This window comes from Sporosarcina psychrophila (genome assembly GCF_001590685.1).
GTDB classification, from domain to species: Bacteria; Bacillota; Bacilli; order Bacillales_A; family Planococcaceae; genus Sporosarcina; species Sporosarcina psychrophila.
The window spans coordinates 2564613-2587637 of the sequence record NZ_CP014616.1; the positions used below are offsets into that span (position 1 = coordinate 2564613).

The following is a 23025-nucleotide window of genomic DNA, read 5'->3' on the forward strand; positions in this document are numbered from 1 at the left end:
CCCCTCGATTAGTAGCAGTTCTCAATAAATTTTAGTATAGTAAAAGGTAAGGAGGTTAAAATCATGACTGTTGCATTTGATTTTAAAAATGGACGAGAAGAGTTGTGGAATGCGATCACACACGGTATCGCACTACTTCTCAGTATACCCGCCCTTGTGTTTTTAGTACTTGACGCTGTTCGGCATGGCACAGCGATGCATGTGGCCAGCTACACCATTTTCGGTTTTTCTATGCTTCTCTTATTCCTTATGAGCACACTGTTGCATAGCATGCCAATAAAATTCAAACACTTGTTTTCCATACTGGATCACTCAGCCATCTATATTCTGATTGCAGGAACCTATACGCCGTTTCTCCTTGTCACTGTAAAAGGAGTACTAGGCTGGACACTGCTCAGTATCGTCTGGGGTCTGGCCATTGCAGGTATTCTATTCAAAGTTTTTTTCATTCATCGTTTTGAATTTGTTTCGCTTATCTTTTACATTGTTATGGGCTGGCTTATACTAATAGCCATCAAACCATTATACACCCATTTAACACTCGCTGGATTCGCGCTACTCGTTATAGGCGGTCTATTGTATACGTTTGGTTCGATTTTCTATGCGTGGAGAAAGATCCCGTACAACCATGCAATTTGGCATGTGTTTGTTATTGCGGGCAGTGCCTCAATGTATTTCTGCGTCCTCTTATATACATGAGGACGTTTTTTATTTGTCTTGACTCCAGTGCAAAACCTCTAGTCGCATCCGCTTTAGTTATTCCTTTTCGTACATGAGAAATGAATACGGAATTTCATCTTCTGTACTGTGTTCTTGCGTAGACGATATGAGCTTCCATTCAGGGCCATATGAAGGAAAAAAAGTATCCCCTTCGTATTGTTTTTGAATATACGTAATGTAGAGGCGATCCGCTATTACTAGTGCCGCATGGAATATTTCCGCACCACCGATAATCATCACTTCATCTGCATACTCTTCTGCTCTTGCAATCGCATCATTTAGATTGTGTACGACAACAGCACCCTCAGCTGTATATGCTTCATTTCGTGTAACGATAATGCTAAGCCGCCCAGGTAAAGGTCTACCGATTGACTCAAACGTTTTACGTCCCATTACCATCGCTTTTCCCATAGACACCTTTTTAAAGTAAGCAAGGTCCTCTGGAATATGCCAAGGCAAATCGTTGTTCATACCAATGACCCGGTTCGGATCATGGGCTACAAGTAGTGAAATCATGGAAATCCACCTTTCTTTAGACAGCAATTGGTGCTTTGATTTTTGGATGTGGTTCATAATTTTCAAGTTCGATGTCTTGCGTTTCTAATTCAAAAATCGATTTGCCTTCAATATTCAATTTTAATGTCGGAAGAGTTCGCGGTTCCCGAGTCAATTGCTCATTCACTTGATTGACATGATTCGCGTAAATATGAGCATCCCCCAATGTATGGACGAATTCGCCAACACCAAGTTCGCATTCATGTGCAATCAAATGAACCAGAAGTGCATAGGATGCAATATTAAATGGTACGCCAAGGAAGATGTCCGCACTTCGCTGGTAAAGCTGGCATGATAGCTTTCCATCTGCTACATAAAATTGGAACAACGCATGACACGGTGGCAAAGCCATATCTTCGACTTCAGAAGGGTTCCATGCAGTAACAATATGCCTGCGGGAATCGGGATTGTTTTTGATGCCTTCAATTAAATTGGCAATTTGATCAATCGATTGTTCTCCATTTGACCATGATCGCCACTGTTTACCATATACCGGTCCAAGATCTGCGTATGTCGCAGCAAATTCTTCATCTTCCACTACGCGTTTTTTGAATGCATCCATTTCAACTTTATAGACAGCCGCAAATTCTGGTTCTTTTGCAGCGCGACGTCCGAAGTCTCTCATATCTGGACCACTATATTCGGAACTTGTCACCCATTGTTCAAAAGCCCATTCATCCCAAATAGGATTTCGATCTTCAATAAGCGTTTTGACATTCGTATCGCCTTTTAAGAACCATAACAATTCAGATGAAATAAGACGGAAAGCCGTTTTTTTCGTTGTCATAAGGGGAAATCCTTCATTTAAATCGAAGCGCATCTGATAACCAAAGACACTGATTGTCCCTGTCCCTGTGCGATCTTCTTTTTTTTCACCTGTTTCAAGAACGTGTTTACATAATTCTAAATACTGTTTCATCAAAAAGCCTCCTTGCGCTAGTGTTCAGTATATCAAATATGATCTAGCTATCATAATAAAAAACACAGCGCTGGCGTGGTTATTCTAAATAACCATGTCAGAACTGTGTTTTTCGTCCTTGATATGACAACCTTCTTAGGTTTCTGTTACCTAATTATAGCATTTGGGTCGTGGTTACTCAATTATTATGAGGATTGGTTGTGGTTGCATATTCCCAAAATTATGAAACTGGTTTTTGTATATCATTGTATATGCATAAGTGTATAGAAGAAGGTTAAAGACTATAATGGTATTACCATATTTATTCTCACATCACTTTGAATTGTAGCAGAGTGAAAATGAATTTTAACAACATCACTTACACAGTATTGATTGTAATTAATTTCTTTTAACGCTTAATAATACGAGCTGAGGCTGTCTATACCGGGAACACGGCACCATAATTCTATCTTCATAGTTTGAGACTTACACCCTATAGACTAGCCCATGCCGGGCGTACAAAAAGACGACTCATCAATAGATGAAATCGTCTTCGTTTTATATATTCTGTTATCACCAAATCATATGTATGATGCCGAAGCCTACAGCCACATGGTTTTGAGCCGTCTCCACAGTTGTTTATTTTACGGTTTTACTCACTAGGGAGTATTACATGTTTACGAACTTGGTTCAAAGACCTTACTACTTCCATTGTCTTTCAACTATTTATATATGGAATCGCATTGTTTCGTTAACAACTTCAATTCGTGTGGCGTCAGAGGTCACATATAAATAGGAAGATACACTGCCTCAATATCGAAAATCCCGCCCTACCATCTACTATTAACCAGCTTAGACAGCGTCCACAGATAACCCCAAAGAATGAACCAATCTCACTCTGTGGAAGCTCACAAAGCGGTTCTGCTCCCCCACTTAATTTATTAAATTTTCTCTGTAATACTTTCTTAGACAGTAACTTACATATTCTCTTACATTTATTAATGGAATTTTATGTGGGAAATCACATCCATTCTTTTCATCAGGGTCTAACAATGGAATAAGGCTACTTGTTGGAGTCTCTGTATTAAGCCTCAAGCCTGCATGAAGAAATTTTGACCTTTTATCATAGTAATCCACAAAATCTTTTACAAGATGTTTAGGTAAATACTTAGATGTTAACTCTCTTACTCTTTTAGTTATTTGAAACTTTGGCTGTCCACATGAGTCACACTTTCCCTCTGTAAACCCTATTAAAGTTGTAACCTCTAGAGCTGATAAATATAAAGTTGTCGCTAACTCTGTCTCATCACCACTTTGCACTACCACAACTGAGTCATCTGAGTCTCTGTGGAACATTTTTTCTTCCTGTTTTCTCGCAGAATGAAAGTTACCACAAGCCTTTAAGAACAATTCTACCTCAGGTGATAAATCTTGTTCTGGGTTTGTAAGTGTATTTATAAATTCCTTTGCTTCATTAGAAATAACTAAGTAATCTTCCTTTACTGAATGGTCATCAATAAAATCCTCTTCCTGAAACAACTCTGACTCTTGAGGCTCAATTAATCCATCCTTAATCCAATCAACCCTATCAAAAACAGCATTAGTTTCAACAGCTAAAAAATTCATAAGTTGTGTCACTTTTTGAGCAACAAAGCCTCTTGCTTGATTCCTATCATACGCATTAACAACAAATGTAAATTCAGATTTACTATCTTTCATGGGATGTATAGTAAAGTCATCTGTCGTATATGAGTGCAAAGGATAATATGATTGAATGGCAGTTCTAAAATAAAATGTATCTAACTTTCCAACATTTTGTTTTGTAGTATTAACAACTTTCTTTAGCCTTTGATAAAGCTCTGTTCCTTTTTTAATCTCCTTTTCTCCATACTCCGCATTGAAGAAAATATTGTCAATACTTCCTTTTTCTTTGTAAGTAATACCAACTTCTAATGGTTTACTTTCACCAATATTCACAAAGCCAAAAGTAATTTTTTTTAATTGTCCATTCTTGTAAGGCGTGTAATGCCACCCACAGACTCCAAACTCCTTTTTCATTTCAGCCCATAAACATCTTAACAATTCATTAGATTCTTCTGCATTAGTTGTTCCAATATTAATATTCATCGCTCAACCATTACCTACCTTCTGCGATTTCTATATATAAATATTACCATAGAAATACAAAACCAATTTAAACACATAGTATAAATCGATTAATTATCTATGGTTATACTTATAACAATGTTAGTTTTGTTGATTTCATCATTAGCGATTCCAACAAACTTCTTCTCCATAATATTACTACCGTTTCGCTTCATCTTCCGTTTGGTGTGCGTGTAGTAGGTAGCTCCAATTCTTCATTCACCAACATCAAAATATCGGAAAGTACCCCCTACCTTACCCATGCCCTATAACACTCGAAATGGCACTGCGGGATACACCTTCGTCCTTCACTGACTTACTATCGAACTCTCTCATAGGAGCGTCTTGTGACACTCCTGCAACCTCCTTTAATCCATTCACTCTACCTACTATATCAACTCTAAGTAATTGGTTTTACAAGTCGACTTGTAGGAAGTGTACAGATAATAAACCCTTATAAACTAATCTTTTGTACGTCTAAATTGATTCTTCAAATTCGCTGATTATCTTATAGAAGGAGTTCTTTTTCAGCTTTAAGATTTCCATAAACTTCACACCTGACAATCCTTTGGCTTTCCACACTTGATAGTTAGCCTCTAAATCCTCTCGCTGTTTCTTCGATAAAGTCGATAGGTTTAATTGCGGTCTACCTAAATGCTTTCCTTTAGCTCTAGCAACAGCGATTCCTTCCTTCTGACGCTGTAACATTTTCTTACGCTCTTGTTCAGCTACATAAGCCAACAAGGAAAGGAATTGGTCTTCCATTAGCTTGCCCATATCTCCCATTGATTTGAACTTACGACTATCGAACAACTCTTTATTTTCTAAGATGACAATATCAGCGTTCAACTTACGAGTTATGTATTGCCATTCCATTTTTATTTCATCATAGTTACGTCCTAAGCGGTCTAAAGCATCAATATAAACTAGGTCACCTTCTCGAATGACGCTCTTTAGTGCTTGATACTGTGGACGGTCAAAATTTTTCCCACTTGCTTTGTCTAAAAAAATGTCACGCTCGGCTACTCCTAGCTCCAACATCTTAATATCTTGACGCTCTACGTTCTGTCCTTTATCACAGACACGAACATAGCCGAATACTTTTGTGTTTGTCATGTTAATTCCCCACTTCCGTTTATAAAGCTTATGCATATATTATAAACGTTTATAAATAATAATCAATATCTTAATAAACGAATTTCACATCCATTTGGGGTAGTTGCTAAAGGCATGCCTTTACAAACTCTACTTGGCGACTATCACAACTGCTGTCGCTGCGACCTATGTTTGTCTATGAAAATACCTGTCCATATTCACACGCTTCAAATGATGACACATTTTGACCTATGTATCGTTGCCCTGTGACCTGTTATCTAGTCAGAGCAATCTATACAGATTTTAAGTGTGTTTCATCATGGATTATCAATGAACAGTACGCTAAGGTACTTAGACCTGCTCGTTTCGCATCAAGTAACAGAACAAAAAAAAGAACGCACCTAAATAGTGCGTTCCATCCATCCAACTATATAATATTTAATTGCTGTTATTCATCTTCACTTGAAGGATTATGTTCAATTAAAAGGTCACTACCTATTTCTAATAATCCTTGAATATCTTCTATGTTAGGTAATACTAAAGTTTCTTCATTTTCATCTGCAGATAGGTCATCTGATGAGTCTTGTTTATCAATCTCTACCTTAGTACCTTTTATCATTAAGTTAGCCATTCTTTCAAATGCCATTTGACATCTTGTGTGTTCCTCTGAGTCATCAGCAGTATCATTTGCGCCCAAAACTCTTTTTACTGCATAATTCTTAATTACCAATTGGTTTGCTTTCATGTTCTCTACTATCAATCTCCGAGCATCCTCTTCAATATCTAATTCATCTTCTCTAAGTTTATCTTCAATGATAATCTTTACCCATTTAGTAACCTCTGAAATAAATAATGCCATCATTTTAAAGTCAGTAAGATTGTCCAAAGCGACTTGATACCATTCAGAACCTTTATCAAAACCTACTAACTTAACTTTCCTAGTATCATTCATTACAATAGAAAAAATAAGATTTAATTGTTTTGTAAATTCTGCTACATCATCAAAGTATTCATATTGCGGTAATTTAACTCCATATATGTAGTTATAACCACCTTGACTAGTTCTAGATAGTGATTCAACGTGAAATAGCAAATCAAGTTTACTAAGTATAGATTTTAGCGCGCCATCGAATTCACTAAATTCAGTATTTGTATATGCATCTTTGTTCTGTTTCAATGTGGTCATTTCTGCACGAAAATAATTGGCTATTCCTGCCTCAGTAATTTTCTCTTGTATTGAATCTATTAGTAGTGCATCAACTTCCCTTTTCTTTTTATTATATTCAGAAACTTCAAGCTCATTACTCCGCCCATGAGAACCATTGTTGTTTTCCGATTTTGAATCTAAGTATCTTTCTTGTTTCTTGAAAGCAATAATTTCATTTTTCACTTCAATAAGGTAACTTTCTATTTTTAAAAATCTCAAAATCTATGCCCTCTTTTCTTTTGTATAACTAAACACAAAAATCCTATATTCACTAAGTACTATATCATAAACTAATTGAATATTTATCCATATATAAATCTCTTTTTACACCCCGACATGCTTTAAAGCTCTAAACGTCTGATTGATATAGGAATAAGCGATAGAGCAATTACTCTAACGCCTGCTATAATGCTCTATTTAATTAGTAGATGTATTTTCATGCGCCTTGTAAGTTTCAACTAAAAATACAATATTTGTTGCACATAAGTTCAAAGAATATTGAACTACCGTGATAGTAACATCGTCTATTAGGATACCACTGCCGTGGGAATATCTATTTCTCATGGTTGGTAATCCACTTTCTAAGCAACTTCTAACACCACCAAAATGTGCTTGTAATGAACTTGGAATAAATTGATTATCGAATAAATTTTTAACCAATGTACTTGATGTATCTTTTTGTTTATATACGTACCCGAGTTTGTCACAAATGATTTTCATTGTACTTTCAAATGCTTTACCTGCATTTGTAATTGCATTTTCTAGATTCCCATTTTTGTAATCAGAATATGCTTGTAAAAAGTCTTCCGAAGCGCTTTGGAATCCATTTTCATGTAGTAGTTTAATACTTTTAACCACTACTTCTTGATGAATAAACTTATTATCCATTCGGATTAACTTTCCTTCTACTAACTCATAACCTAAAGAACTTTCTAGCATTTTTTTATTTATTGCACTGATAGTGGCATCTATCTTCTCGACGGTTCGTTTAGTGTCAGGGCTATCAAATTGCTTTTCATGTTCACTATACTCATACAATAAACCTAATAAAACTTGTACCATATACAGGGCTTCAAAATCATTACAACTCGATAGTTCTCTTTGTATTCTAGTTTCTGAATCAGCACCAACTAAGGTTGCTTTTCCAAACTCAATCGTTATTACTTTTTCAATTTTCCTCCAATACTCATACCCAAGATGGAGTTCGTCTATTAAGGCAAACACTAAACGAAAACATTGATTTCTAAATTTCTCGTTTACAACCTCATACTGATAAACTTCATTTTCTTCCATTAATCCTAACTCTATTTTAAAATCGTGAAAACTCAATGCAATCGACTCCTTTGGATATACTTTACATATATCTAGAGGTATTATCAACTACTATTAATTAAAAATTCTTACTTCCCCATTTGAAGGGATTATTCACAGACATAATATCTACCACAAAGATGTTTTATATCTAAAAACCGATAGAGCAAACTACTCTTTCGGCAATATGAAATCATAGATTACATGGCTGTTATGCAAGTAACAATCTCCTATATCGTCAATACACGCTCACAGGCTCCGTATATTCTTCTACGAGCTTGCTATGGTCGTAGAAGAATGATATGTATGCTAACTCAAAGTTGAAGCGATTGAGCTTTCTGCATCGCCTGCCTGTAACAGTGATTGGTTTCTGCTATTGGTTCACGGCTAATTGACCGTAGGTGACGCTTAGGTATACACAGGGGAAAGCGATAGAGTGACAGTTCTCCGCCTGCTAATAGGTCTGCATACTTTTGTGCACCCCCTTCACATTGAAGGACTTAGAACAAATGCGTCATTGTTTGACGCTTTTAGGATTCCTTCTGCAGTAGGAAATCATAGATTACATGGCTGTTGTGTAGATACAAGTCTTCTATATCATCACTACACCAATATTTGTAAATGTGCTACACTGTACCAAAAGCTTGATTATTCAGTCGTTCAACTAACTGGGTAGGTATGTTGAACAAGAAGTTGGAGGGATAACATGATAAGAAATAAAGTGGCACTCATTAGTTCAATTGTTATTTTAGTTATATGTTTGTATTTATATTTCCCGTTTCCTTATAATGTAATGATAGTAGCAAATACTACATTCATGTCGTTTCCAATCCGTAATCAAGATGGATATATATTGCTTGGTATAATGGGTTCCATTTTGTTTATAATCGCCATGATATTACTTGTCATTGGCATGAAGAAATATCACTTTCGAACAATAGTAATAGTTGTAATAGTATATACATTTTTACCGAATCTTCTTATTACGATGTACCAAGAAACGTTAGCAAGTGGCATTATGGCAATTTCATACGATGGGAATGGCAAGTGCAATTTTGAAAATGTGGGAGAAGACTTATTAAATGGGGAATGTAACCTTGTATTACATAATCGAAGCAATGAAGCTGTGTCGTTCGAGTTGGAATTTTTAGATTCCCGTTTCATGAAAGATGAAGTGCGAATGGAATCGTTCATGAATTTAGCTAGTCCATATAGAATTACAATAGAAGCAAATAGAAAAAAGCCTATTCATTTGAAGGAATTACTCGAACTATCAGATGTTCCAAAACATATTGAAAGCGGAACATCGTTTGATATTCATTTTAAATTAATTGACGGGGAGACTACACGCACTTTATAGTAGACGTTTATCTTTACTAAATAGAGAAAGTTACAATTTTTGAATGTCATTTTCAGCTTAACTCCTTATTAAAAATTTAAATTAAAATGAACGGTATAAAGCATCATTGAACTAACTGGTAGCTTTAGTCCAATAAGAAGAAGACTTGCGTGCATGATTGAGTTTCATCTATGCAAGTCCTTTTTCATGCACTCACATGCCCGTAAACGCTTCTGGAGCAACGATTAGACAACCTGTGTTGTGTGTGTATGTTTCCTATACTCCATCCTAAGTGCTCTCATGCTAATCGTTGCATTGAATCAACCTGTTCTAGCAATAAAGGTAATACAAGCTCCTGTGAAGTACTTGAAGGCTCTTGGAATACACTAAATAATTCCTCATAATGACCCAAATACATATCAGCTAAAGGCTCTCTATGCTCCATTACAGTAGCCTTTAGTTGCTTCTTCTCCATGTCCCCCCCTGCCACCTCTCTTCCATTTAGCTTCCAATGACCTCATATACTTCAAGAAGCTTCTTAAGCACTATCGTGAAGACCTATATTCCTCTATGAAAACGCCTGTCCATATTCACTAGCGTTAAGTGATGACACTAATTGACCTATGTAAAGCTGCTAGATGTCCATTTGACCCTTTCCCGGAGTCTATGCAAGATTAGGTATGTTTCATCAAGTCTTATCAATGACTGCATGTTTGCGGTCAATAGACCTTATCGGCTCGCCTGCGGTAACAGGGATTGATTTCTGCTACTGATACACGCACTATCTTGTGAAGGTGACGTTGAGGTACATTCAGGACATACATAAAAAAACGATAGAGTGATGACTCTATCGCCTGCTAGGGATTTTGATTGAACTCATTTGAATCAATTCTTCAATTGTTATATTTGATTTTTCCATCAGCTCCAAGAACTCCTTAGTACCTCCAACACGAATTGGATGTTCCATTAGGTGTTTATAAAACCAACTTTCATCTTCATATATAATCTTAGCGACCTCTACAGCAAACTTTTCTAAATGAGCAATATAGTTTTCTATAAACTTTTCCCCGAGAACAATATGGTTATCTTTTATTTAAAAAATCATATTTTGATTGCAACTGCTCAATATCAACTTTTTCTTTACCTTTAACCTCGCCTTTATTATGAACAAATTTATTCCTAATCCAATTCATGTTATTAACGTATTCAATTCCCTCTAAGTACTTTAACTTTTTGTACCCATTATTTACTAAAACTATTTTCGCTGTGTTTAAATCGCTTTTCTTATCTTCACTCTTCTTAAGTGCATCAAATTTCTTTTTTAATTTCACATCCAAATGAACAGGATATGTAAAGATATTTTCTATAAAGGAACATAGCGTTATTAACAATGATGGTCTGATTAAATTCTGAAAAGATTCATATTTCTTTTTCTCACTAAGTTCGTGGAGCATTTCGATAGTAAATAGTTCCTCTTTAAATTCGTGGTTTCTTTCGGAAGTAATTTGCCCCCTTTTATTTCCACCTAAAGTTCCTTCTAACTTCTCGTTGAAAGTGTTTTCGATGAAGAGATTTAATTTCCTGAAGTATTGTAAGTTATCTAATCTTGGATAGGAATCTATAGCCATTTGTAACTTTAAACTAGCAATTGATTCATGAATGTCCTCCATAAAAATCCTCTCATTTTCTTAGCTACGATACTCACAATGTATATTATATCCATATAAAAAGCACACCAAATTAATGACGAGCCATTTCTTTATATCTCTCAACTAAAAATACAATATTTGAAGCACATAGATTCAGAGTATATCGAACAATAGAATCATCTACCTCTAATACAAATTCTCCCTGTCCATGCCCGCCATTCTTATTTCTCAACACATGAGCGCTATTCTCAAGCGCTTGTTTCAAACCTTGAATATGGTTTTGCATGTATGATGGTATTAGCTCATTATCAATAAGATGCTTTATTAAGGTATTGGCTGTATCTCTCTGTTCATCATAATTATATCCATTCTTAGAACAAATTGTTTTCATCGTACTTTCAAACGCTTTACCTGCGTTTACAACAGCATCCTTGTAATCACACTGTTTATAGTGTTCGTGCGCTTTGAGAAACTCATCTGAAACAGATGTAAATGATTCATCAACCAACAAATTAATTGCTCTAATCACTACTTCTGAATGGATAAATTGATTATCAATGCGTACTAATTGATTGGTTACTATTTCATATCCTAATGAATTATGTTTAAATTTCTGATTGATTTTATCAAACGCAACTGAACAATCATTCTCATACTCTGGATGTTTAAGAGCATAAGTGTAATGATAATGAATCAGCAAATCAATAATATCAATTGCTTGTCTATCATCACACTCTAAGAAATATGACATTACACACTGAACATCAAACGGTAGACCAGTCAATCCATCACTCAACTTTGTGTAATTCAACAATCCCATTTCAATTTTTATTTCATCTGCTACCTCATTCCAAAAAGCACTACTTTTAGTTATTGTTCTATATTCAAAATGAGAGAAGACCTTTGTAATGATATTGATAAATTGATTCCTAAATTCAATTGGTATCTCATCATAATTATAAATATCAGATGTGATTACAATGCCATGTCTTCTTGAATAAACTTCAAAGTTTGCCAAAACAAAACACCCCTTTTTATAGAAGCTTATCAATTTAATGATGCTTTAGCAAACAGTAATTTGCTACTAAACAACCATTCTCCAATTAACACTCACCTATATAATTAAGACATGCTTTGACTTAACTTTCAAATGTCTGATAGGTCTAAAAAGCGATAGAGTGATGACTCTACCACCTGTTATAGACCTCCTCAATTTTGAGAAGATGTTCACTCCTGACTTTTCAGTAGCGAGATTTCATCTCTCCGCCTGCTGTTGGCGCTTAAGCTTCCTTTGCTAGCAGGAAATCATAGATTACATGGCTGTTGTGCAAGTACCAATTCTCTATCCCCTACAAGCTCACAGGCTCGCTAAATACTTCTAGGGCTTAATAAGATTACTAATGTAAGTTAAGTGGTTTAACCCTTAACGTCTGCGATAACGCCCAATCTCATTTGTTGCATATTTCCTATTTTTCTACCAACTCACATTTTACTATGTTATGATTTCTTAGTAGATAGAATTTCCAGTTAGTTAATATTCTCATAGAATAGGGGGAGTAAACTTGAAATGTTCAGAGTGTGAGAAAGAAAACAATTCTTATATGTCTAAATGCAAATATTGTGGAAATCGGTTTACACCATTAAATAATGATAAAAGAGAACTAAAATATTGTGAGTGCGGTTCCCCTGTCCCTGTTACTAACGGAAGAGGTTACTGTGTCAATTGTAAGGAAGAAGTATCTAGTTATGAGTTGTATTAAAGTGAATATCTTTAACTTTTCAACAATCTAAACACAATAATCATCACACATCAATATAGAAACTTGTGCGTATAAATCTTTTAGAAACAAGCCCATTGTTATGCTTCCTAAATCGCTCCTGTAGCTTTGTATCAACGATTAGACAACATGAGTGAATGATTTCTCAGCTACCTTCACAGCACACCAAGACTCTTAAAACGCTTTTAAGAGCTAGTTACAATATCCCCAAGTACGCTAGGACCTTATCTCATCTCCTGTGTCAGAAATTAACCTCACTTGTTGTACTTTTCTCCTCTATTATCAAAGCAACACTTTAGTATGATATGATTTCTTAGTAGTCAAAAATTTCAATCACCCAAGAAAAGGGCAGGAGGTTTACTATTGATGTTTGAATCTTTGTATCAAGGAAAAAAAGATTGGTCACTTGATAATGAAATTGTAGATAGGAGAAAATGTGAATGTGGCAAAGGTGAAATTATTTATTTCGAAAGAATATACTCTTCTGAAAAGACACTCAGACCCAATAAAACTTTTTCAAGTTCTGTTACAAAATGTGATAATTGTTCTAGAATTAAGAAAGAACACAAAGATTTTTGTACACAGTTAAATGAAAAATACTCCAACAAATTAGAAAAGCTTACAAATAGCATAAAAATCGCTAATACCGAATTGAAAAAGTTTTTTATTGAACGTGAATTAAGAAGAATACCAATAAAAACAAAGAAAGAATTATTGGAGTTTCTTGAGAAAGTCCGTTTAAACAGTTATGGAGCTACATCGACTTTTTATAAAAATACAAGAGGGCAAGATGCAGAGGAGATACTAATAAATAAAATAGACGAAAAAGGGTTTCCTTTTATTTCTATTTTGTATAAGTATAGCAAAATACCCATACCCATAGATGTTAAAAGACAATTAGATATATTAGAAGATTTATATAATGAAGATTCAGCTATAAAGAAGGAAATAGACAGGAAAGTAAAGGAAAATCTGGTAGATTTAAGTAGATGTTAAAACAGATTCCACTAAGAGAGATTTATGGCGCTACTCTCTACTTTTCAACTATCAAAAAATATCCACCTCATATCAATTAAGGGCTTGTTAGTGTGATTAATCCCTCATAAGAGCAAGTCCTTTTTTTATGCTCTCGCACGCCCACAGACAGCTCTGTAACAACGATTAGACAACCTTTGAGAATGATTCCTCTACTTCATTCTCAACGCTCAGAAGCTTGTTAAATGATTCTAGGAGTTTGATATGGTTGTCTATGCATGCTAACTCAGTGTTTCGCAATAACATCAATCCACCTGCTCTATCCAATACCTCAGTACGATTCATGTGTTTTTCTCGCAGTTTAGGGTTTGTGATTAAAATTTAACAAAGAAAAAAACACACCCACTTAATGATGTGCTAATCCGCTTTAAAATGGCACCTGCGCCTCAATTTCCTCTTCGCTATATGGTGAGGTTTGGATTAAACCAACAGTCTTCTTTTCTTCCTCTGTAAGTAAAACCTCATGAAAAGTAACTCGTCCAAACCCATTCGAATATCTAATAAAATATTCAAGACACCAATCTGGAAGCTCCACCTCAAAACTTTCAATCACCTTTGCAAGAATGAAGCTCCTATAACGTTCGAAGAAACTACCATCCAATGTTGTCGAAGCCTCAACGTAGTGCTTCTTGACACGCTTCAAAAGAATATCTGAATAAACCTGTTTAGACATTTTTTCAGGAATTTGAATACTCTCTTTTTCGAGAATACGAATAACATTTTTCTTATAGACTAGGACTTTGCATTTTTCTTCCATATGCTTCAAAAATGCATGTTCTCCCTCTCCGCGAAATCGTTTTTCTTTTGCTCTCATCTTTTGAAAAGCGTTCAAAGTGTATGAAGTGTCATTCCAATGGTTATAACCTTCAATTTCAGATTCTATAATAGCCTTCATTGTATTATAGCCATTTTCATCCACCTCATTGTTCCCTGTCCCATCTATAACATAGTAGCGGTATGATAAAATGATTCTATCGCTTTTCTCAAATGCTTTTAGGGAACTTGTCAAGATGTTACGATTCGTATCTCGGATATACGCTCGAATATATTCAGTAATCGTCTGTGCATAAATAAGCTTCGATTCCCCAAAAATATTTTCATTGATTATCCTCAATATTTTTTTGTGTTCGATTACATTCGGGTTTATCAAAGCAAAATTTTTTATGAGTGCAGTCGTTGTAATCTCAACAGTATCTTCACAGCTCCAATATTCCGCCTCTAACTTGATAATTGTTCTAAAGATATGTTCGTCAAGAAGCTTTCTATCCTCTTCTCTGATAGCTCCATTACTTTTACGCCCATCCAAGCGTTCTGCTCGTTCGCTGCGTTTTTCACCTAAAATGAATCTTCGCTTACTCCCTTTTAGAGGCATACAATCTTCATCTGTTTTAAATTCACAACTTACATGAATTGTTTGAAGGTCTTTTATCAAAGCTTCTAGGACACTTGAATTATCAATTCGTCCCCTACGCTCATAGCTTTGCAGTCTTTTTTCTGCTCCTTCAATACCTTCAGCAATACAATACTGAATAGCTTCCAATGTTGTTAATTCCAATTTAATATTCTCCCTTTTTGCTAATAGTTTTTTCGCGAGATGTTCAACTACTAATAGTCTCTTGTAGTATTAGTAATTGATTTGCTCGCTAATTAACTAGGCACAGGAGATTCATTAATAATAACCAAATCTCATTTTTTAATGCTGTATGTGCCTAAACTATAGCTAAGGGGAAATCAAACTTACTTTTCATTTTTATCCCGTGAGGAATTTTTATTGGATTCACCGCTCTCGGCTTTCAGCCTACGCTAAGAATCCAACAGAAAATACCTAACGGTTCCGAGAAGCGTCACGAAGCAACGAACAAGTTCGTTACTTCATTCCCTGCTCCTCGAAAGCATATATATCTTTTCTAAATGTCTTCGGCAAATACTTAATACATATTTTTTACGAAGTCTAAGCCGTAGCTCACACTCAAAACCATCTTTCGGCGTAGTAACCATTATTTTTCATAATACTAGCACCTCACATTTAATACTAAATTGCCAAAAGCACTCCGTTTTCTAATTCTCTATGTATATTATATTACAATATCGCACATAAATCAACAAAAATACGAACATTAGTGCTTACCGCACTAATCATTGTTCGTGTTTAGATATTGAAAACTTGTATAATTTCAGTCACCACAACAACATGAAGACAAAGCTGAGAACAACGGCTTAGCATAAAAATGACTGCCTACATCAAAGACACAAGTAATCTTGAGTCTAAGACATAGACAGCCATTAAAATTTTTAGCACAGGCTCTTCTAACAGGGTGTGAGTTTATGTTTTTAATACTAAAATGCTTTAATTTTATTCATTTACAATCTACTTGTTTAAACAAAAAAAGAGCAGCATGTCGCCGCCCCTTAGTTTATATATCTAACGAATCTATACTATAAAAATGACTTTACTACTTCCCTCGATTCATCAGCGATAGTAGAAATTACATTGTCTACCACCACCGAATTCTCGATATTATGAAACTGGTTTTAGTAATCGGAATATCTAATGCCCAAAAAAATTGATAAACTAAACACCTCTAGACCACTCTTGAGGTCATTCTAGGCAGAGTAATCTTTAGATGATTAATCCCCCCGGCATCTAGTGCTTCAACGCATCTAAGACCGAGCAGCTACGATTCGTAAAGCTCCTTAAATTACTACTATGACATAACCTCAATCTCTCCTACGTGTTTTAACTTTCACAGTATCATCAATCCCTTGTAATGGACTGAACTGTTCATGTTGATTTTTAATCGCATCTTGGTTCATATGGCTATAAATCATCGTAGTATTGAGTTCTGAATGACCAAGAATCTTCTGCAGCGCCAGTATACTACCTCCTGCTTCGAGGAATAGAGATGCTGAAGTGTGTCGGAAAATATGCGGATGTACTTTTTTGGTGATAGTTGTTTTAGCCACAGCATCACGTAGATTCTTCCTAAAAGCATCTGGCTTTAATACAGTTCCAAGATTCGATATGAAGATGTAAGCGCTGTTGTATTCCTCAGTTTCATAATTGAGTTCTTTTATTAGATTTATTACCTTTTTAGAAATGGGAACTATTCTGTATGAACCATTTTTAGTTACCGTAAAGGTTACTAAGCCTTTTTCGTAATCAACATCACTTTTCTTTAAATTACATATTTCATTTATGCGTCCGAAAGTATCGAGCAAGACATTAACGACAACGTAGTTTCTAAATCCAACGTACCAAGTTTTATCAAAAGTCTTCATTAATTCTTTTAGTTCATTTTTTGAAAGTACTTCGATAGACTTCTTCCTATCCTTGATTTTACTTACACCTCGGAATGGATTTTCTTCCATCGTGCCCTCTTTAACTAATACCTCATATATAGATTTCACAAAAAATAAATACGAATTGGCAGAGGCAATAGATACACCTGTTTTCTTATTAGTTCGAGATTGAACTTTTAGATATTGCGTTTTCTCATTCAATTGCCAATCAATACAATGTCTTGCGTCATCAAGGGAAACATTCGTCATAGACTTACTTACACCAAAACATCGTTCAAAATCGTTAAACACTTTTTCGTAACTCCTAATTGTATCTGCGGCTTTCCCTTCAAGCGTCTTCACTCGGAAAACCAGCTCTCGTCCCTTTTTAAATGTTAATCCTTTTGCTGATAATGACGACTTTCTTTTTTTAACCATAAACTAACCTCCCAAGTGTAATCAGAACCCAAAGAAGATTGTCCATATCAAATTTCGGTAATGGTTATTAATGAGTGGAAAAGTCACTATTAAATGACTTTTCTACTCACAAACCCTTTAGATACGCTATTCTTAGTTTCACCATCAACACAGCGCTGGCGTGGTTATTCTAAATAACCATGTCAGAACTGTGTTTTTCGTCCTTGATAACGAGAAGACTCTTGGATTACCCCATTGTTCATTACACTTATATGAATATTTACTCAAGTAAACTTCTAGCACAAACTAAACCCCTTTACCATTTGAGAACTCCAATGGTAAAGGGGTTATAAAAAATCACATTGCGAGGCCTAGATGGCTATATTTTAATAACCCAAGCCTCTGCCTTTTTCAGTCATTTTGTGAGCAAGACGAATAATTGAAACTGCCAATTCTGCGTATGTCGCTTCTCTATCAGGATTAAATTGATTTTGTTCTGTCTTTAACAACCCTAATGAGTTCGCCAAGGCAACATGACCAATGTATTCTGTTTGGACTTTATTTGCATCAGCAAAACTAAGTTTATAAATACTATTATCTTTAGCTGCTTGTTCAAGTCCTAGAACGCGTATATACCAAGCTGCTAATTCATCCCTTTTGATTGGAGAATCAAGTGAAAAACTTTGACTATCCGGCTTAATAATGCCCATTTCAACTGCCCGTTCAATCGATTGATATAACGGATGTTTCGGGTCTATATTCTCAAAAGTTTGGTTTTTCTTTTCTTTTTCAGAATAATAACCACCGTAATAAATATAAGTGAGTGAATTCATGATGACTTTTAGTGCTTCTCCTTTTGATACTGAGGCATCCCCATTAAAATCTTTACTATCTTTTATCTCTAAGACTTTAGCATTGATAAGATAATTAAGTTCCTCTTCTGCCCAAGGATGTGAAATAACAGATGAATTTTTCTCACCAAACAGACTATTCCATTCTCCCGTGTTGGCATTTAAATAACTAAACGGATTTTCGTTAAATACAGGTAAATATACTAAATCATAATGATTTTCGTCTTCACTTTTCTCTTGTTTCATATAGGTAAGTTTTAGACTAAGTGCCTTTTTCAATAGAACTATTGCTTCTTCCTCAGAAATCACTTTATTAATCGTTGGCCATTGTTCAACTTCTTGATAATTGACATTAATGCTATTTAAGGAGCCATCAGCTGCTATGCCAACATTAATTTGATCACCTATCACAACAATGCCATTCTTAATTCTAGGGAAATTGAATTGATAGGCACCTAGTCTCTCTTCAAAATAGGGTTCTTCTACAGGCATAGCATAGTTGTGCAGAGAGGAAGGAGCCCATTCTTTCACATATTTTACTGCTTGCGCAAGGGCTTCCTTACTAGAAAGTGAGTCCTTTTTAGGTTTCTCTCCAATTTGCTCTAAAATCTGGCTTGTTATATCATTATATTGAATAATTTCTCCGGTATTTTTACTTATTTCCATACTTGTTCCGTGTCCGCCTTTCTCATAATTATACATGTACTGAATACTAATTACTGCCTGTCCATTATAGTTTTCTATCTCATCGATAGATTGAATACTTAATTTAACCTTTTCAGAATTAATTTTAAGGAATTGCTCTGCAATTTTCTTTGCACCCTCTAAAGTCATTCCATCTTGTTTTGGCGGTAGTGGGTTAGCTATAACCTTTACAATCTTTGTCTCCTCAGGTAAATCTGCTGAGTACCCGTTTGCAGTTAACCACTTACCTGAAGAAGCATGAACTCCACGCAACTTTGTTGTTGGTTGGTAAACAAGTTGAACACTGCGATCACCCGTTTGATAATCATGATTAATTTGATATTGCAAATCGACTGAAAGATTTCCTTTTACTTTCTCTAAAGTTTCATTTTTATCTTTTATTTGTTTTATATCATCATAAGTTGATGAGTCCAACTTCTTAGAATCTCTGTAAAAATTAACGACTTCACCATTTCCAAGAACAGATACTTCTATTCTTTGATCAGAAATGGATATTTGATTTTTAGTACGAGAAAATGAGAATGAGTACCGAATTGGTTCTGTTAATATTTGTTGTGGAAAGTAGTTGAAGGGATCTGTTTCTAATTGATAATTCTCTCCATCAATAAATTCCCCAACAAAATCAACTGCTATTTTTCTAGCCTCTTCCTTTGAGGTCTTTGCGGGAAATAACGCTTCTGCTTCATTAGACGGTTGATAGTAAAATTGCTCAATTTCTAATTCCTCTCCAACAAATACAACACTACCATATAACTGCTTACCATTAATTGTCTTAGTGAACACTAAATCATAACGTAACTTATCGTCATTAGGATAAAAGTGACTGCCACCCATTTGAAAATCACTTTTCGTTAAGAAGTCAAACCGATTAGGAAAAAACTCATTAAACCTCTTTATTAAATCGTCTTTTGTGAAAACTGTTTCTGTTGAAGCAACCTGAATTTGTACTTTTCCAGGCTGCCCACCCACTGTGGTTGAAGCACCGGCAACAGACGCAAACATTCCAAAAGATAAAGCAGAAGAGCTTAATACAATACCAATTTTCTTTAAATTAACCAATATAACCCTCCTAATATCAGTAGTCCCTAAATCGTACATCTAACTCCATTAATTGTTAATTAATTCCGCATTTCATTTACTCTTTATTAAAATATCCCTACACTTCTTTAAACAGTACCGAAGTTTCAGGAGTAATTAACCATTATTAAAATAATATCTGAACAATTCCCCCCTTTGCGCACAGCTTGTATTAAAATTAATCAATCCTCCATTTCTATTGTTGATTTTAAACAATTAAATTTATTTTATGATTGCTACTAATATAATATACCTATTTTTCCCACCTATTTGACAATTAGAATGACCCAGGTATGCAATAGTGTACTTCTTATTCTTAGTTGCGGGATATGATTGGTCCTGGATGTTATATGATCGGTTGGCTACGGGGTATGATTGATCCTGATGTTATATGATCGGTTAGCTACGGGGTATGATTGGTCCTGATGTTATATGATCGGTTTACTGTAGGTTATGATTGGTCAGCTGCGAGGTATGATCGGTCCCGGCGTTATATGATCGGTTGGCTGCGGGACGAGATTGTTCATATACTATTCTCGTCAAAAATCAAAAAAAACATCGAAGATTTACCAATAAATCTAAAGGCGATAAGAGACTATTTATTAGAAGGTATTGTAATTAATTTTCTACAAGTACTACTCTTATGTAACTGTTCAAGATCATTATTGAACTATTAGTGGAACTGGTTTTGAGTGCTTAAAGGGGATTGACATCAGAAAGTTGAATCATTCTTGTAATGATTTTTCGAGGTTGTGCTAGAAGGCCAGACTATGAAACAGTAGATTAGGTAATAAATATTAAGTATGTTTGCACCAATTGAAAAAGATGCTTGAGTACAAGATAACCAAATCAGAAAGATCGACTTCCCTGATAAGCAATCGACCTTTTAAGCTTAAATGCTACATGCGTGTAATAGTAGACATCACATCCGTTATGGGAGCTGCTGAAGTATTTTTTATTAAGAATTATATCCAAAAGAAATTATAAAAATCAATAAAAATAACGAAAAGATTATTAATAATCCGAAAATTATTATTGTTAGTGCAGCTAACGATTTAGGGATGTTGACACGTTTTTTCCAATTGGAACCTATTATTAATAAGCTTAGAAGCATTATGATTATAAAAATAGAAATAAATACATAACTTTGTTTAATTATAATCCATAGGTCCATTTTACATCTCCTTTGTCTCAAAATTCTTGAATGTCTTTGATCAGGATTAAAAGCCATGATTTCACATCTTGAATAGTCCTACTTCTGTGTCAATAATATTTATGAAATAAGATCTGCTCATCAATAGAAGGAATTTTAGGTGGCTATCTATAATCCCGCGACTAATACTATTTGTTTAACAAAAATATACTCCTCGTCCACCAAATATCCATCACTTTAGATGGAACATACAAAACATTAGATATTGTTTCTACTAATTAAGTTTTCGTAGAATAGCTACAAAGTTCAATTAAAGTTCCATCAGTTGAGGCGGGATTAATATAAATGAGCCTTCTTCCACGTGCGTTAGTACGTAATGTGTCCTCTAGAAAACGAACTCCATTTTCTCTGGACTCGAGTATTGCTTTGTCCAAATCGTCAACTCGATATGCAATATGATGCACTCCTTTTCCCCGTTGCTTTATAAACCTAGCCATTGGAGAGTTCTTGTTGGTTGGTGCGAGTAATTCAATTACTTTATCATTAGTTCTGACAACAGCAACGTGCACTTCAACGCCAGGTGTATCACTTGTATAACGGTCCTCTACTAATCCATTTAACACATTAAGATAAAAGGGAAGAGCATCATCAATACTTCTAACAGCTATTCCAACATGATCTAAAACATATTCCAATTTACTTCCTCCGTTCAATATTATTATCCTTAATAAAGACTTATTCTATTTAAGTTGAATTTATTATCATCCAAGTTTAATATATTTCTATTATAATTATTTGGGCACTAGTTTTAATATAAAATGAAATCCCCTTCTAATCCCACATTTAATTATACTGTATCTTTACTGGAAGAAGTAAAGATACAGTATAATTGTTCGAGTAATGCACTCGTTAGTTTAAGTGCACTAATTCACATACTCAGTTGAATTCACTTAGAAGTTACAATTTGTTTCAAACTCATTTTCTTTAAAATATCCCGATTCCTTAGTTACAATGCCAAGGAATCGGGATATTAATCTTAATATTTTCAATTACTAGCAAACATTTCCGTATTGCACTCTTAAATTATCTATATGAATCATGACTTGGATGAAACAAGTCTTCCTTTGCATTTCTCACAATTGAAAAGTGTTCAACATTGTAATGACCATGAAGTGTTTCATTATGGTGCCTTATTATTTGTTCTGCACTTAAAAAACCACTGTCTGTTGTTGAATGGGCATCACCGACTAATGTAACATCAAAACCATTAATAGTAGCTGTTCTGACTGCACTATCTATACAGTGTTGTGTTTTACACCCCATAATAACAATATGTTCAACCTCTTGCAATCTTAAATGATTGAGAAGTCCTGTCCCATAGAAGGAGTTAGTTGCAGTCTTATCGAAAAACTTTGTATCAGTAGGCACATTAATTTCATCGTGAACTTGAAACCCTTTACCTTTACCTTTACCTTCAGCAACATCTAAATCCCTAACAAAGACAACTGGAACATCAGATTCCCTTGCTTTTTCGATCAAAAAATTTATATTCCTAATAAGTTGCTCTTTATTAAAAACTGCACTTTCTTCTTGATTCCCATCAATTAATTCTTGTTGAGCATCAATAATTAACACTGCTTGATTCAAATGTTTTTCCCCTTTCAAGTGTCAGGTAACGCAATAAAATAAATTTATTTAGACGTATACCACTTAGTATTTTTTTGTTATTAGTCATAATATCTACTCTTGAATTAGTTTTCAAAATCCTTAGAGGATTTAATTTTAGCACAATTTCTTTTAATGATAAATGG

The 23025-nt window shown here is 34.8% G+C and carries 17 protein-coding genes; 3 read left to right on the forward strand and 14 right to left on the reverse strand.

Going from position 1 to position 23025, the window contains the following annotated elements; all coding sequences use genetic code 11:
* Nucleotides 1–63 precede the first annotated feature (63 nt).
* Nucleotides 64–699: a PAQR family membrane homeostasis protein TrhA gene (trhA, locus tag AZE41_RS12230; protein ID WP_067209771.1), complete on the forward strand. Its 636-nt coding sequence runs from the start codon at nucleotides 64–66 to the stop codon at nucleotides 697–699.
* Between the two features lie 57 nt (nucleotides 700–756).
* On the opposite strand, the gene AZE41_RS12235 is transcribed toward trhA, so the two are convergent.
* The 6 genes from AZE41_RS12235 to AZE41_RS12260 all read right to left on the reverse strand — a co-directional run bounded on the left by AZE41_RS12235 (nucleotide 757) and on the right by AZE41_RS12260 (nucleotide 7949).
* Nucleotides 757–1236 (reverse strand): dihydrofolate reductase, encoded by a 480-nt coding sequence (locus AZE41_RS12235; RefSeq protein WP_067209774.1) that lies wholly within the window; start codon nucleotides 1234–1236, stop codon nucleotides 757–759.
* 16 nt (nucleotides 1237–1252) lie between these two features.
* The gene (locus AZE41_RS12240) at nucleotides 1253–2194 is read right to left on the reverse strand and encodes a thymidylate synthase (RefSeq protein WP_067209777.1); all 942 of its coding nucleotides are present in this window, start codon (nucleotides 2192–2194) and stop codon (nucleotides 1253–1255) included.
* 912 nt (nucleotides 2195–3106) lie between these two features.
* A complete protein-coding gene (locus tag AZE41_RS12245) occupies nucleotides 3107–4300 on the reverse strand; it encodes a hypothetical protein (RefSeq protein ID WP_067209779.1) in 1194 nt (397 codons plus the stop codon).
* A 495-nt stretch (nucleotides 4301–4795) separates the two neighbouring features.
* Nucleotides 4796–5434 carry a recombinase family protein gene (locus AZE41_RS12250; RefSeq protein WP_067209782.1) on the reverse strand — a complete coding sequence of 213 codons (639 nt, stop codon included), beginning with the start codon at nucleotides 5432–5434 and terminating at the stop codon, nucleotides 4796–4798.
* A 427-nt stretch (nucleotides 5435–5861) separates the two neighbouring features.
* Nucleotides 5862–6839, reverse strand: coding sequence for a hypothetical protein (locus AZE41_RS12255; protein ID WP_067209785.1), 978 nt, complete (start codon nucleotides 6837–6839; stop codon nucleotides 5862–5864).
* Nucleotides 6840–7037: 198 nt separating this feature from the next.
* Nucleotides 7038–7949 carry an abortive infection family protein gene (locus tag AZE41_RS12260; RefSeq protein WP_067209788.1) on the reverse strand — a complete coding sequence of 304 codons (912 nt, stop codon included), beginning with the start codon at nucleotides 7947–7949 and terminating at the stop codon, nucleotides 7038–7040.
* A 688-nt stretch (nucleotides 7950–8637) separates the two neighbouring features.
* Between AZE41_RS12260 and AZE41_RS12265 the strand changes: the two genes are divergently transcribed.
* Nucleotides 8638–9291, forward strand: coding sequence for a hypothetical protein (locus tag AZE41_RS12265; RefSeq protein WP_067209790.1), 654 nt, complete (start codon nucleotides 8638–8640; stop codon nucleotides 9289–9291).
* A 277-nt stretch (nucleotides 9292–9568) separates the two neighbouring features.
* Here the strand turns inward: AZE41_RS12265 and AZE41_RS22770 are convergent, their stop codons facing one another.
* From AZE41_RS22770 to AZE41_RS12275, 3 genes are all read right to left on the reverse strand, one after another.
* Nucleotides 9569–9745 carry a hypothetical protein gene (locus AZE41_RS22770; protein WP_156476041.1) on the reverse strand — a complete coding sequence of 59 codons (177 nt, stop codon included), beginning with the start codon at nucleotides 9743–9745 and terminating at the stop codon, nucleotides 9569–9571.
* Between the two features lie 607 nt (nucleotides 9746–10352).
* Nucleotides 10353–10940 carry a hypothetical protein gene (locus AZE41_RS12270; protein WP_067209792.1) on the reverse strand — a complete coding sequence of 196 codons (588 nt, stop codon included), beginning with the start codon at nucleotides 10938–10940 and terminating at the stop codon, nucleotides 10353–10355.
* A gap of 70 nt (nucleotides 10941–11010) precedes the next feature.
* Nucleotides 11011–11937, reverse strand: a complete 927-nt coding sequence (locus tag AZE41_RS12275; RefSeq protein WP_067209795.1) for an abortive infection family protein — start codon at nucleotides 11935–11937, stop codon at nucleotides 11011–11013.
* A 1123-nt stretch (nucleotides 11938–13060) separates the two neighbouring features.
* Here AZE41_RS12275 and AZE41_RS12280 point away from each other — a divergent pair.
* Nucleotides 13061–13693, forward strand: coding sequence for a hypothetical protein (locus AZE41_RS12280; protein WP_156476042.1), 633 nt, complete (start codon nucleotides 13061–13063; stop codon nucleotides 13691–13693).
* 406 nt (nucleotides 13694–14099) lie between these two features.
* On the opposite strand, the gene AZE41_RS12285 is transcribed toward AZE41_RS12280, so the two are convergent.
* From AZE41_RS12285 to AZE41_RS12310, 5 genes are all read right to left on the reverse strand, one after another.
* Entirely contained in the window at nucleotides 14100–15287 is a 1188-nt protein-coding gene (locus AZE41_RS12285) for a hypothetical protein (RefSeq protein ID WP_067209801.1), read from the reverse strand.
* Nucleotides 15288–16450: 1163 nt separating this feature from the next.
* Nucleotides 16451–17449 (reverse strand): tyrosine-type recombinase/integrase, encoded by a 999-nt coding sequence (locus AZE41_RS12290; protein ID WP_067209803.1) that lies wholly within the window; start codon nucleotides 17447–17449, stop codon nucleotides 16451–16453.
* Between the two features lie 365 nt (nucleotides 17450–17814).
* Nucleotides 17815–20043: a YcdB/YcdC domain-containing protein gene (locus AZE41_RS12295; protein ID WP_067209806.1), complete on the reverse strand. Its 2229-nt coding sequence runs from the start codon at nucleotides 20041–20043 to the stop codon at nucleotides 17815–17817.
* Between the two features lie 1449 nt (nucleotides 20044–21492).
* A complete protein-coding gene (locus tag AZE41_RS12305; protein ID WP_067209810.1) occupies nucleotides 21493–21909 on the reverse strand; it encodes a VOC family protein in 417 nt (138 codons plus the stop codon).
* A gap of 388 nt (nucleotides 21910–22297) precedes the next feature.
* The gene (locus AZE41_RS12310) at nucleotides 22298–22861 is read right to left on the reverse strand and encodes a cysteine hydrolase family protein (RefSeq protein ID WP_067209812.1); all 564 of its coding nucleotides are present in this window, start codon (nucleotides 22859–22861) and stop codon (nucleotides 22298–22300) included.
* Nucleotides 22862–23025 lie beyond the last annotated feature (164 nt).